The organism is Phenylobacterium sp., from assembly GCF_025934275.1.
Taxonomy (GTDB): Bacteria; Pseudomonadota; Alphaproteobacteria; order Caulobacterales; family Caulobacteraceae; genus Phenylobacterium.
Window position 1 is genome coordinate 16,953 of the sequence record NZ_JAICYI010000004.1, and the last position, 12,500, is coordinate 29,452.

At 71.3% G+C, this 12,500-nt stretch carries 11 protein-coding genes; 6 read left to right on the forward strand and 5 right to left on the reverse strand.

What is annotated here, in order from left to right; genetic code table 11:
• Positions 1-127 precede the first annotated feature (127 nt).
• Entirely contained in the window at positions 128-601 is a 474-nt protein-coding gene (locus Q0W60_RS01875; RefSeq protein WP_297691992.1) for a DUF3429 domain-containing protein, read from the forward strand.
• A 57-nt stretch (positions 602-658) separates the two neighbouring features.
• Positions 659-1,054: an AprI/Inh family metalloprotease inhibitor gene (locus tag Q0W60_RS01880; protein ID WP_297691994.1), complete on the forward strand. Its 396-nt coding sequence runs from the start codon at positions 659-661 to the stop codon at positions 1,052-1,054.
• 81 nt (positions 1,055-1,135) lie between these two features.
• Here Q0W60_RS01880 and pdeM read toward each other — a convergent pair whose 3' ends face one another.
• Positions 1,136-1,858, reverse strand: coding sequence for a ligase-associated DNA damage response endonuclease PdeM (gene pdeM, locus Q0W60_RS01885; RefSeq protein WP_297691996.1), 723 nt, complete (start codon positions 1,856-1,858; stop codon positions 1,136-1,138).
• Positions 1,855-4,320: a ligase-associated DNA damage response DEXH box helicase gene (locus tag Q0W60_RS01890; RefSeq protein ID WP_297691998.1), complete on the reverse strand. Its 2,466-nt coding sequence runs from the start codon at positions 4,318-4,320 to the stop codon at positions 1,855-1,857. The genes pdeM and Q0W60_RS01890 overlap by 4 nt, the downstream gene beginning before the upstream one ends.
• A 205-nt stretch (positions 4,321-4,525) precedes the next feature.
• Between Q0W60_RS01890 and Q0W60_RS01895 the strand changes: the two genes are divergently transcribed.
• Positions 4,526-5,674 (forward strand): saccharopine dehydrogenase NADP-binding domain-containing protein, encoded by a 1,149-nt coding sequence (locus tag Q0W60_RS01895; RefSeq protein ID WP_297692000.1) that lies wholly within the window; start codon positions 4,526-4,528, stop codon positions 5,672-5,674.
• Between the two features lie 119 nt (positions 5,675-5,793).
• Here the strand turns inward: Q0W60_RS01895 and Q0W60_RS01900 are convergent, their stop codons facing one another.
• A complete protein-coding gene (locus Q0W60_RS01900) occupies positions 5,794-6,165 on the reverse strand; it encodes a hypothetical protein (RefSeq protein WP_297692002.1) in 372 nt (123 codons plus the stop codon).
• A gap of 201 nt (positions 6,166-6,366) precedes the next feature.
• On the opposite strand from Q0W60_RS01900, the gene Q0W60_RS01905 reads away from it, so the two are divergent.
• Positions 6,367-7,020 carry a hypothetical protein gene (locus tag Q0W60_RS01905; RefSeq protein ID WP_297692004.1) on the forward strand — a complete coding sequence of 218 codons (654 nt, stop codon included), beginning with the start codon at positions 6,367-6,369 and terminating at the stop codon, positions 7,018-7,020.
• Positions 7,021-7,056: 36 nt separating this feature from the next.
• Here the strand turns inward: Q0W60_RS01905 and Q0W60_RS01910 are convergent, their stop codons facing one another.
• A complete protein-coding gene (locus Q0W60_RS01910) occupies positions 7,057-8,010 on the reverse strand; it encodes an alpha/beta hydrolase (protein ID WP_297692006.1) in 954 nt (317 codons plus the stop codon).
• Positions 8,011-8,023: 13 nt separating this feature from the next.
• Positions 8,024-9,652 carry a hypothetical protein gene (locus Q0W60_RS01915; RefSeq protein ID WP_297692008.1) on the reverse strand — a complete coding sequence of 543 codons (1,629 nt, stop codon included), beginning with the start codon at positions 9,650-9,652 and terminating at the stop codon, positions 8,024-8,026.
• Between the two features lie 169 nt (positions 9,653-9,821).
• On the opposite strand from Q0W60_RS01915, the gene Q0W60_RS01920 reads away from it, so the two are divergent.
• Together Q0W60_RS01920 and Q0W60_RS01925 are read left to right on the forward strand one after the other, a co-directional pair.
• On the forward strand, positions 9,822-11,759 hold the full coding sequence (locus tag Q0W60_RS01920; RefSeq protein WP_297692010.1) for a PQQ-binding-like beta-propeller repeat protein: 1,938 nt from the start codon (positions 9,822-9,824) through the stop codon (positions 11,757-11,759).
• A gap of 9 nt (positions 11,760-11,768) precedes the next feature.
• Positions 11,769-12,491, forward strand: a complete 723-nt coding sequence (locus tag Q0W60_RS01925; protein ID WP_297692012.1) for an SDR family oxidoreductase — start codon at positions 11,769-11,771, stop codon at positions 12,489-12,491.
• Positions 12,492-12,500: the final 9 nt, after the last annotated feature.

The window sequence follows — 12,500 nt, forward strand, 5'->3', positions numbered from 1 at the left end:
GCGGCGCATCGTGAACGGGGCCTTTACCTTTGCGCGATCCAAAGGTCATGCTCGCAAGGTCTAGCTGCGAGGGTCTCGCACAGGAGATGCGCCCATGGACGCATCGTCCGTGTGACGGGGGGACTGGATGCTGATGGACGACGGGGAGATTCTCTCCCGCAACGAGGCGCCGCCGACGGCGCTCTGGGCCATCGCGCTCCTGGCGCTCGCGCCCTTTCTGATCTCCGCCGCGGCCTACGGCTACGGCTCACAGGCCGTCGCCAGGCCGGCGCTCACCGTGATCCTGACCTGGTCGGCGACCGTGCTGTCGTTCCTGGGCGGCGTCCGGTGGGGCATGGAGAGCCTGCTGACCCGCCCGCGCTGGCCGCGGCAGATCATCTCGGTCTCGGCCGCGATCGTGGCCTGGCTCCTGCTGCTCGCCCGCCACCGCATCATCGACAGCTGGATCATCGGCGGCGCCATCGTGGCGTTCCTCGTCCAGTGGTTGTTCGATCACCAGGCGCCGGACGTCCCGGCCCGCTATCCCAAGCTCTCCACGACCATCACCGCCGCGGCCTGCGTCTCGCTCGCGGTTTGCCTGGACAAGGCGCTGCGCGGCTAGGCAACCTCCACCACGGCCTGACGTTTCCTCCCGAACCTCATGATGGGAGGACCAACCATGAGAGCATGGATCACCACGGCGGCGCTGATCAGCGCCAGCCTGCTCGCGGCGCCCGCGGTCGCCGAGGATAACCAGGCGGGCCTGCCGCTCACCCCCTCCGACGCCGCCGGCCCGTGGACCGTCGCCTCCGGCGGGCGCGACCTCTGTGTCATCACGCTGAGCGCGAAGAAGACGGCGAGCGGCGCCTACGCGGCGAGCGCGCCAGGGACCTGCGGCGCCGACCTGCCCGCGCCCGTGAGCGGCTGGCAGCCGACCGCCGACGGCATGCGCCTGGTGGGCGCCGACGGATCGCAAGGGATCGCCTTCAACCGCTGGAGCAACAGCCTGTTCGTCTCGCACCGCGCAAGCGGCGTCGATCTGCAGCTGCGTCGCGGCCGCGGGCCGGCCGGCTGAGCGGACCCAGCTCCGACGCGGCCTCCACGCCGGGCGCTCCCGCCCAGGGCTCGCCGGCGAGCCAGCCGTCGAAATAGCGCGCTAGTCGGCCGCCAAGAAGCGCCAGCCCACGGCGTGGACCCGGACGCCGCCCAGCGCGCCCGCGAGCGGCGGTCGGGCGAAAAGGCCGGCGAAGGCGGCATCCCGGACGTTCAGGCCGCCGGCGTAGGCCCCGAACGCCGGCAGCACGATCCGCTCGCTATCCGTCACGAAGCAGCGGCGGCGGACCGTGCCGCGCGGCGCGCGCACCTTGGCGGCCGGATGCAGGTGGCCGGCCACCTCGCCGGGCGCGAGGCCGGCGCGGGGCTCGTGTCTCAGGGTCAGGCCCGCGATCGAGAGTTCGCCGGCGATCTCTCCCGGCAAGGCCTTGGGCCCGTCGGCGTCGTGATTGCCGACCACCCAGACCAGCGTGCGGCCGGCGGCCAGCGCCGTCAGCCCGGCGGCATCCTGCCGGGAGAGCCGTTCCTCGGACCTGCGGTCATGGAAGGTGTCGCCGAGCAGGATGACGAGCCTTGGCCGCAGCGCCTCGATCTCGGCTGCAAGACGGCGGAGCGTCTCGCGGGTGTCGTAGGGGGGCAGCATCTGGCCGCGCGCGGCATAGGACGAGCCCTTCTCCAGGTGCAGGTCCGCGGCGATCAGCGCGCGCTCGCCGTCCAGCCACAGCGCGCCCGAGGTCCGCAGCTCCGCCTCGGCCCCCGCAAGCGTGAGCCGCAGGGCGCCGCAGGGCGCGGTCACGAACTCATAGGGCGGCAGACGCTCGGTCACTGAAGGGCCTCGGCGATCAGGTCTTCCTCCGCCTCGTGCAGGATGATCTCGCCCGCCTGGCCCGGCGAGCGCTCCTTGCCGATCTCGAGCAGGATCGGCACCGAGAACGGCGACAGGTGGTCCAGGCGCGCGTGCCGGATCCGGCCGCGGATGCGGGACAACATCTGGCCCAGGCGCGCCACGTCGATGAGGCCGGTCGCCGCATCGGCCCTGGCGCAGCGCAGCAGCAGGTGGTCCGGTTCGTGCCGGCGGAGCACGTCGTAGATCAGGTCGGTCGAGAAGGTGATCTGCCGGCCGGTCTTCTGCCGGTCGCCCGGGAAGCGTCGCTCGATCAGCCCGGCGATGATCGCGCAACCCTTGAAGGCCCGCTTCATCATGAAGCTCTCGGCGAGCCAGGCCTCGAGGTCGTCGCCCAGCATGTCCTCGGCGAACAGCGCGTCGTAGTCGAGGCCATCGAGCGGATTCAGCGCCCAGACCGCCAGCGCGTAGTCGTTGCAGACGAACCCCAAGGGCGCCGCGCCCAGCCGCTCCAGCCGGCGCGTCAGCAGCATGGCGAGCGTGGTGTGCGCTAGGCGGCCCTCGAAGGAATAGCAGACCATGAAATGCCGCCGGCCGCGGGCGAAGGTCTCCAGCAGCATCTCGTCCTCGGCCGGGATCAGCGATCGGTCGCGCTGCACCTCCAGCCATTCGCGGACGTCAGATGGCAGCACCCGCCAGTGGTCCTGATCCGTCATCAACTGGCGCACGCGCTTCGCCAGGAAGGTGGAGAGCGCGAATTTCGACCCGCCCCACGAGGGCATCTTGGCGTCGTGGTCGTTCGCCGGCTGCACCAGGACATCGAGATTGGTGATGCCCATCAGGCGCCACACCTGACCTGCGAACACGAAGGTGTCGCCCGGATCGAGCATCTCCAGCATGCCCTCCTCGATCTCTCCGATCTTGCGCCCGACCGAGCCCCGCCGGCCCGCGATCCTGACCGCCAGCATGGCCGGTGAGACGATGGCGCCGACGTTCAGACGGTGCCGCTGGGCGACCTCGCCGTTGCGCACCCGCCAGCGCCCGTCCGGCCCGCGCACGATCCTGCGGAAGCGGTCGTAGGTCTTCAGCGCGTAGCCGCCGGTGGAGACGAAATCGACCACCCGTTCGAAGTCCTCCCAGGAGAGCTCACGGTAAGGGCCTGCCGTCCGCACCTCGTCGTAGAGCTCGAGCATGTCGAAGGGCTCGGCGCAGGCGCAGCCCATGACGTGCTGCGCCAGCACGTCCAGCGCGCCTTCCCGCGGCGGATCGCCATCCAGCACGTTCTGGGCGATCGCCTCGCGCGCCGCCTGGCACTCGAGCATCTCGAAACGATTGGCCGGCACGAACAGAGCGCGGCTGGGCTCGTCCAGCCGATGGTTCGCCCGGCCGATACGCTGCACCATCCGCGCGGCCCCTTTCGGGGAGGCGAGCTGGATCACCAGGTCCACGTCGCCCCAGTCGATGCCGAGATCGAGCGTCGAGGTGCAGACCACGGCGCGCAGCGCGCCTCTGGCCATCGCCGCCTCCACCTTGCGCCGCCGCTCGGCCGCGAGGCTGCCGTGGTGCAGCGCGATCGGCAGGGCGTCATCGTTCAGCCGCCAGAGCTCCTGGAAGGCGAACTCCGCCTGGAAGCGGGTGTTGACGAACACCAGCGCCGTCTTCGAGCGCTTGATCGCCTCGTAGACCTCCGCCATGGCGTGCTGCGCGGTGTGCCCGGCCCAGGGCACGCGCCCCTCCGAGAGCAGCATGTCGACGATCGGTTGCGCCCCCGCCGGGCCCGTCACGAGCTCGATCGCCCCAGGTCCCGCCGGTCCGGCCATCCAGCGCTTGATCACCTCCGGATCGTCGACCGTCGCCGAAAGCCCGACGCGGCGCATGTGCGGGGCAAGCGTGGAGAGGCGTGCGAGATCCAGCGCCAGGAGGTCGCCGCGCTTGGAGGCGTGCAGGGTGTGGATCTCGTCGAGGATCACGCACCTCAGGCTCTCGAACAGCAGCCGCGCGCCCTCCCAGGCGCAGAGCAGGGCGAGCTGCTCGGGGGTGGTGAGCAGGATCTCCGGCGGCTTCACCCGCTGGCGCTGCCGACGCGAGAGGCCGGTGTCGCCCGTTCGGGACTCCGCCGTGATCGGCAGTCCCATCTCCAGGATGGGCGCGTTGAGGTTCCGCTCGACGTCGACCGCCAGGGCCTTGAGCGGCGAGATGTAGAGGGTGTGCAGGCCGGCGGGCGTGTTGGCGGGCGGCCGTTCGGCGAGCTCGATGAGGCTCGGCAGGAAGCCCGCGAGCGTCTTGCCGCCGCCGGTGGGGGCGATCAGCAGGGCGTCGCGGCCGGCGCGGGCCTGCTCGATCATCGCCAGCTGGTGCGCGCGCGCGGTCCAGCCGCGCCCGTCGAACCACGCCTTGAACTTCGGCGGCAGGAGGTCGGGAAGCTGCGCGCCCGCGTCGGCCATGCGGCCCCTATAGCATGTTCCCGTTACGTTTCATCGCTCATCGCAGCGGGCGCCGCGCGCAGCTCGCGCCTGCCGGAGCTGGGCCTGATCGAAGGGCCCGGCCAGGAACGGCCAGCGCGCGGCCGATAGCGGGCGGCGCCAAGCTTCGCGTTTGCTTACAGCGTCAATGAAAGCCAAGGTGCCTGCCGTCCGAAGGAGAGGGCGCATGGACCCGAAGGCCGAATTCGACGTGATCGTCTATGGGGCGAGCGGCTACACGGGCCGGCTCGTGGCCGAGCACCTGGCGAAGCGGTACGGCGTCGGCGGCGAGGTCAAATGGGCGATGGCGGGCCGCTCGGCCGGCAAGCTCGCGGCCGTGCGCGATGAGATCGGCGCGCCAAAGGATACGCCGCTGGTCGTCGCCGATGCGTCCGATGCGGCGTCGCTGGAGGTCATGGTGCGCCGGGCGAAGTCGGTGATCACCACGGTGGGCCCCTACCAGCTGTACGGCGACGCGCTGATCGCCGCCTGCGCGGCCGCCGGAACCGACTACCTCGATCTCACCGGCGAGCCGAACTGGATGCACAGGACCATCGCCGCCCACGACGCGACGGCGAAGACGACCGGCGCACGGCTGATCCACTCCGCGGGATTCGATTCCATTCCCTTCGAGCTCGGGGTGCTGTTCTGCGAAGAGACCGCGAAGCAGCGGCTCGGCGGCTACGTCTCCCATGTGAAGGGCCGGGTCCGCGCCATCAAGGGCGGGCTCTCCGGCGGAACGGCGGCGTCGGGTGCGGCGACCATGGCCGCGGCGCAGAAGGACCCCTCGGTGCTCGGCGTGCTGACCGACCCCTTCGCTCTGACGCCGGGGTTTCGCGGGCCCGACCAGCCGCGGGGCGACAAGCCCCATCGCGACCCCGACCTCGACGCCGACGTGGGGCCGTTCATGATGGCGATGATCAACACCAAGAACGTCCATCGCTCGAACTTCCTGATGGGCCATCCGTGGGGCCGCGACTTCCAGTACGACGAGATGTCGATCGTGACGCCGGGCGCCCCCACCGAGTTCACGGCGCTCGGCGAAGGCGCCCCGAAGCCCGGCGAGGGTCCGAGTCGCGAAGAGCGGGAGAGCGGCTTCTTCGACATCCTCTTCGTGGGCGTCGCAGACGACGGCCGTCAGGTCCGCGTCTCGGTCAAGGGCGACAAGGACCCGGGCTACGGCTCGACCTCGAAGATGCTCGCCGAAGCCGCGCTCTGCCTGGTGAAGGACTGTCCCGAGACGCCAGGCGGCGTCTGGACGCCCGGCGCGGCGATGGGGATGAAACTGTTCGAGCGCCTTCGGAAGAACGCCGGGCTGACCTTCGCGATCGAATGAGAGCTCCCGCGCCGCCAAGCGTCACCTTGCCGGAATCAGGAGCCGCGCGCCGACCTCGCGAGTCGGCTGCGCGGCTGTAGGAATCCCCTCGAAACGCCGGTTATCAGAGGCTCGTCAGCTCAGCACGGATAGCGGTGACGCACGAGCACCCGGCGATGGATGTAGGGATCCCACACCCAACGCGCGGACTCGCACACCGCATAGCCGCCGTAGTAGTCGTCGTCGTAATAGGCGGGGCCGTAGTAGCCGCCGTAGTAGCCGCCGTAGTATGGCCGATCGGCTAGGGCCGCCCCGATCGCCAAGCCGGCGACGCCACCCAACAGAGCCGCGCCGGCGAAGTCGCCGTGGCGATGGAAGTCGCCACGGAAGCCCCCGTGGTGGAATCCGCCGCCGTGGAATCCCCGGGCTTCGGCGGCGGTCGGCAGGGCGGCGGTTGCGACCGCGCCGCCGAAGGTGACGGCCGCCATGGCGGCGGCGAGGGTCTTGTTCATCTCGAACCTCCATTGCGGGCGGCCCGCCGCCGGGCGGCGGCCGCGTCAGTGTCAAGGGTTAACGCGCGGGACCTGAACCGGTGCTGAATGACCTTGTTACCCGCGGGTCGGCTGCACGGCCGTTGTGGAAGCTCGGCCGTTGGGTCTTTGATCCCGTCCCGGGGTCGGGGGGGGCAAGACGATCCTCGAGAGGGGCAAGGGATGAAGGTATTCGCCGTCATTCTCGCGAGCGTGCTCGGCACGTTCATTGCCGCGGGCGCCCGCGCCGCCACCGCGCCTGAGCCCGCGGGCCACGACTTCGTCATCCGCGGCTTCCGCTTCCGCTCCGGCGAGAGCCTGCCGGTCGAGATCGCTGGGCGCAACCGGCTCTGGCGGCAGATGGTGATCGACGCCATCACCTCGGATCCGGCCTACCAGGGCGGCGAGTACAAGGCCGAGCCCTCGGAGGGGCTGAGGGACGCCGAGAATCTGCTGATCATCGCCGGCGCTTCGCCGCTCCCCATGCAGCTCCAGCTCCCCACCGGAGCGGCCGCGAAGGCCTGGTACCATACGGAGCTGCCTCGCCGGCTCAAGGGCCTCGACGCCAACGACCTCGTCTACGCCGTCGCATCGTCGCGCACCTATGATCCGTCGAAGGCGCTGGAGAAGATTTCCGCACCGATCACCTGGGTGAACTCGGCCGACGACTTCATCAATCCGGCCGACCTCGGCATCGCGCCGCGGGAGGCCAAACGCCTGAAGAACGGCCGCTTCGTGCTGATCCCGACGAGCCCGGCGAGCCACGGCCACGGCTCGCACACGTGGGCGGTCCTCTGGAAGGACGAGCTCGCGGCGCTGCTCAAGCGATCCGAATGATCCGCTCGCCCCGGTGTTCGCGGCCGTGACCGGTGGCTACTTCAGCGCCCGCTCGAGAGCGTCGCGGCGCAGCCGGACATAGGCCTGGGCGGCCGCCGATTGCGGCGCCAGCGCCTCGAAGGCGTGGTAGGCGCCCGGGATCACGTGCAGCTCGGTCGGCACGCCCGCCGCCAGCAGCCGGCTCGCATAGTCGATGTCCTCCTGCAGGAAGAGGTCGAGCGAGCCCACCGCGATGAAGGCGGGCGGCAGCCCCGTAAGATCCTGCGTCCGTGCGGGCACCGCATAGGGATGATGGCCCCCGGAGCCGGGCTCCCTGCCGAGCAGCGCGGCCCAGCCGAAGCGGTTGGAGGCGTTGGTCCAGATGAATTCGCCGACGTGCGGATTGCGCGGGCCCTCGGTAACGGTACGGTCGTCCAGCATCGGATAGATCAACATCTGCAGCCGGACCGGGACCTCGCCCCTGTCGCGCGCCATCAGCGCCAGGGCCGCGGCCAGCCCGCCGCCGGCGCTCTCGCCCCAGATGGCGATGCGGTTCGCATCCACCCCCAGCTCGGCCGCGTGACCGTGCAGCCAGAGCAGGCCCGCGTAGCAGTCCTCCACCGGTCCGGGCGCAGGCGTCTCCGGGGCCAGCCGGTAGTCGACGCTCACCACCACGCAGGGCAGTTCGCCCGCCGCGTTCACGCAGGCCGGCGCGCCGGTCTCGGCGGAGCCCATCACATAGCCGCCGCCGTGGACGAACAGGATCGCCGGCATGGGCCCCTCGGCCCGCAGCGGCCGATAGACGATCAGGCCCACATCGGGGGCGCCGTTCAGACCGGACGCGGTGGCCGCCTGCACGCCGACGTCGTCGCGCCAGTAGGTCTCCTTCGGCGGGGCGAAGCTCTTCATCAGCTCGCGCGTCGCCGCCAGCGTGTCGGGGGACAGATCGATCGGCGGCAACACCTCCAGCGCGGCGGCAAGCTCGGGATCGACGAGGTGTCTCGTGCTCATCGAAAAACCTTCCTCAGATCAGGGCCAGGGGCAGGGCGGCCGGATCGCCGCGATAGTCGCTCCGCGCGGCGTCCCGGTCGCGCCGCGCCCCGGCGGCTCGCCCGAGCTTCGCCTGCGCCTCGCCCAGAACCCTCAGCGCCAGGCCGTCCGCCGGCCAGCCCGCCAGGCTCTTCTCGGCCGCCGCCGCGGCTTCCGCGTCGCGCCCGGCGGCGAGCAGGGCGGCCGCCTGGCTGCGGCGCACCGGATACCACCACGGCGGCGGATCGAACGACTTGCCGAACGCCGTCTCCTGGACCGCCGCCGCCTGGGCGTAGCTGCTCGCCGCCAGGTCGGGACGGCCCTGCAGCATCTCGGCGCGTCCGCTCAGGACCCCCACGGCCACCGTGACATGCGGGAGGTTGGCTGCATCCGCGGGCGCGAGCTTCATCGCCTTGAGCGCGGCCGCCTCGGCGACGACGCCGGCCACGTCGCCCTTGGCGGCGAAGGCCTCGCCGCGCGCGTAGTGGCGGTAGATCGCCAGCAGCCCGTCCCTGGCCGCGCTCTCCGGGATCGCGAGCGCCTTGTCGGGGGCGAAGCGGCCATACGCCACGAAGCTGCGGCTCAGCGCGTAGGCGCGTCGGTTCACGCTCTCCGGGAAGGCCACCTTCGCGTCGTCGGCGAACCGGAGCGCCAGCGTCGCATCGCCCGCCATCAGGGCGCCCTCAGTCCCGAACGAGATGTTGTGCGGATAGTACATCGCCGCGCCGAGCGGACGGACGTAGCCCATCTCGCGGCCGAACTCCGCGTCCACGTCCAGGGCCTGGGCGTTGACCAGGGCCGCACGCTCGTAGCCGCCCACATGGATGAAGGTGTGGGCCCCCATGTGCACCAGATGGCTCGCCCTGGGCGCGAGGCTCGCCAGCCGCTCGGCGTAGGGCAGCGCGAGCGCCGGTCGTCCGGCGAACTCGGTCGCATGGATGTAGTAGTGGATGGCCGCGGTGTCGTCGGGCCGGCGCTTGAGCACGCCCTCCAGGATCGCCATGGCCCGCGGCACGGTCGAGAAGTCGTCCGCGCGCGACGGGATCATGATGACGTGGGCGGTCACGTCGGCGACGGCGTCGTCGGTCGGCCAGCGGGCGGCGATCGCGTCCATCTCGCGGCGGAAGGCCGCCTCGCCCTGGCCCGCCGCGGGACTGTAGCGGGTGACGAGGGCGGCGGTCAGCGCGCGGATCTTCGCGTCGTCGTTGGCGGCCAGCACCTGCGCCCGCTGCGCCACCTTGAGCGCCTCGGCGGTCTGGTCTGCGGAGATCGGATAGTTCAGCGTCGCGCCCAGCGACAGCGCCTCTCCCCAGGCGCACATCGCGCACTCGGGATCGAACGCCATCGCCTTCCGGAACGCCGCCTTGGCCTCGTCGTGGTAGAAGGCGTGGTAGAGGTTGAGGCCATAGTCGAACCAGCGCTGGGCCACCGGATTGGCCGTGCGGATGGCCCAGTGGTCGTTTCCGATCCCGTCCTCCAGCACCACATTGACGGGTCCTGCAGCGGGGGCGGTGTGCTCTGCTCCGCAGATGAAGCCCACCGCCTCGCGCGTGGCGTCCGCGCCCACCTTCGCCGGCGCCAGCGCCAGCGCCAGCGCCGCCAGGATCAAAGCCGCCGCCCTCATCGCGCTCCTCCGCCCGTGCCGCCCAGCTTGGCACGCTCGCACGCGGGCCGCGAGCCTGACGCGACGGCGCCCGATTGCCCGCTTGCAATAACCTGTCCGCGGGCGAAATCTCGGCGCCAACCAGAGGCGCGATGCTCCGCGCCAAAATGCTTCGGGGGGAATTGTGATCGTGTCCACGTCGCGTTTGGCTGTCTTCGCGGCGGCCGCGCTCGGCGCCGCGTCCATCGCCGCGCCGCTGGGTCTCGGCCGCGCGCAGGCGCAGGCCCAGGGGGCCTCGGGCCAATCGCCGGAAGCGGTCTTCAACGCCCGTTGCAAGGCCTGCCACGAGCCGCCCGTGGAGCGCGCCATCAGCCGCGAGGCGATGGCTCAGATGGCCCCCGAAGCGATCGCCTTCGCCCTCACCGACGGGCCGATGAAGCCGATGGCCCAGGGCCTTGCGCCCGAGGACGTCCGGGCGCTCGCGGTGTATCTGGCGGGCAAGCCGATGAGCGCGACGGGGCCGCGGACCGGGGGGCTTGGCGCCAGACTTGGACAGGGTGGGCTGCGCCTCGAGCCGCCGCAGGGCGCCGCGCAACCGCCGGGCCCGGCCTGCAAGAGCGATCCGCCGATCCGGCCGGGTCCCGCCGACTGGGTGGGTTTCGGCCGCGACCCCGCCGCCGACCGTTTCCAGCCGCACACCGCGATCAACGCCGCCAACGTCGGCCGGCTCAAGCTGAAATGGTCATTCGCGATCTCCGGCGGCCGCAATGGCCAGCCGAGCGTCGTGGGCGACCGCCTGTTCCTGACCACCGGGGCGGGCGACGCCTTCTCGCTCGACGCCGCCACCGGCTGCGTCCACTGGCAGACCTCCCTGGGCTCCGGCTCGCGGACCTCGCCGATGGTGGTCCGCGTGCCCGGCATGGGCGCGTCCGGCTGGGTGATGTTCGTGGGCGACTTCAACCGCAACGAGCTCGCCCTCGACGCCAAGACCGGCAAGATACTTTGGAAGACCGAGGTCCAGACCCATCCCATGGGCGTGCTGACCGGCGGCGCGGCCTTTCACGGCGGGACGGTCTATGTGCCGCTCTCCTCGGGCGAGGAGATCACCGCCACGACTGCGGCCTATTCCTGCTGCACCTTCTCCGGCGCGGTGGTGGCGATCGATGCGAGGACCGGCAAGATCAAGTGGCGCACCGCCGTACTGCCGAAGGCGGCGCCGACCCGCAAGAATCAGGCCGGCGCCCAGCTGTTCGGCCCTGCCGGCGCCGCCATCTGGTCGCAGCCCTCGGTCGATGTGAAACGCGGCCGTATCTACGTGGCGACCGGCGACTCCTACACCGAGGTCGCGGCCCCGGCCTCCGACTCGGTGGTCGCCTTCGACGCCGGCTCGGGCAAGATCGACTGGGTCGACCAGGTGACCAAGGCCGACAACTTCCTGATCGCCTGCGGCCGCCGGTTCCGCAGCATCAACTGCCCGCTGGGCGAGATCGGTCCCGATCACGACTTCGGCGCCTCCCCGATCATCGCCAGGCTTCCAGGCGGCCGCGATATCCTGCTGGCCGGCCAGAAGTCGGGCGCGGTCTACGGCATGGATCCGGCCAGCGGGAAGCTTCTCTGGACAACCAAGGTCGGCGCCGGCTCGCCGTTGGGCGGGGTCGAGTGGGGCATGGCCTATGACGGGCGCGCGCTCTACGTCGCGATCTCGGACCTCGCGGTACCGGCGGGCGTTGGCAAGCCGGGCCTCTACGCACTCGATCCGGCGACGGGCAAGGTCCTCTGGTCGGCGCCGGCGCCGAAGCTGCCCTGCGGGTTCAAGGCGCCGCGCTGCTCCAACGCCCATTCCGCGCCGCCGGCCGCCGCGCCTGGCCTGGTCTTCACCGGCTCTCATGACGGCTGGCTGCAGGCCTATGGGGCCAGGGATGGCCGCATGATCTGGAGCTACGACACCGGCAAGGGCGGCTTCTCCACCGTCAACGGGGTGCAGAATCAGCCGGGCGGCTCGATCGACGCCACCGGCCCGGTGATCGGCGACGGCGGGTTGTTCGTCATTTCGGGCTACAATGGAGCCACCGGCGCGTTCGGCAATCCGCTGAACGTGCTGCTGGCCTTCACGCTCGACGGCAAGTAGGCGGGGCGCATGGGTCTCGCCGGCCAGCGCGTTGTCGTCATCGGCGGAACCTCCGGCATCGGCTTCGCCGTGGCGGAGGGCGCGCTCGCCGAGGGGGCCTCCGTCGTGGTGGGCTCCAGCAATCCGCAGAATGTCGCGGCCGCTGAGGCGCGGCTGGCGGGCGCGCAAGGGTTCGCCGTCGACGTCACCGACGAGGCGGCGGTCGAGCGCGCGTTCGCGGAGATCGGGGCGTTCGACCACCTCGCCTTCACCGCCGGCGACTGGGGGGGACCGCGGCGCGGCCTGCTCATGGACCTCGACCTGGAGGCCGGCCGTGCGATCTTCAACGTGCGCTTCTGGGGCGCTGCGGCGGTCGCCAAGCACGCCGCCAAGTCCATCGCGCCGACCGGCTCGATCACATTCACCGACGGCATGATCGCGCACCGGCCGACGAAGGGCTCGGCCCTTTCGACCGGCATGGCGGGGGCGGTGGAGCACCTGACGCGCGGCCTTGCCGCCGAGCTGGCCCCGATCCGCGTCAACTGCGTCTGTCCGGGCATGATCCGCACCGGCGTCTGGGAACAGATACCGGCCGACGTGCGCGAGGAGCGCATCAAGCAGATGACCGCGCGCCAGCCGCTGGCCCGCATCGGCGAGCCGCAGGAAGCGGCCGAGGCCTACCTCTACCTGATGCGCGGCGGCTACACGACAGGGCAGGTGCTGCGCGTCGACGGCGGCGGTTCGCTGGTCTGACGCCGCGTG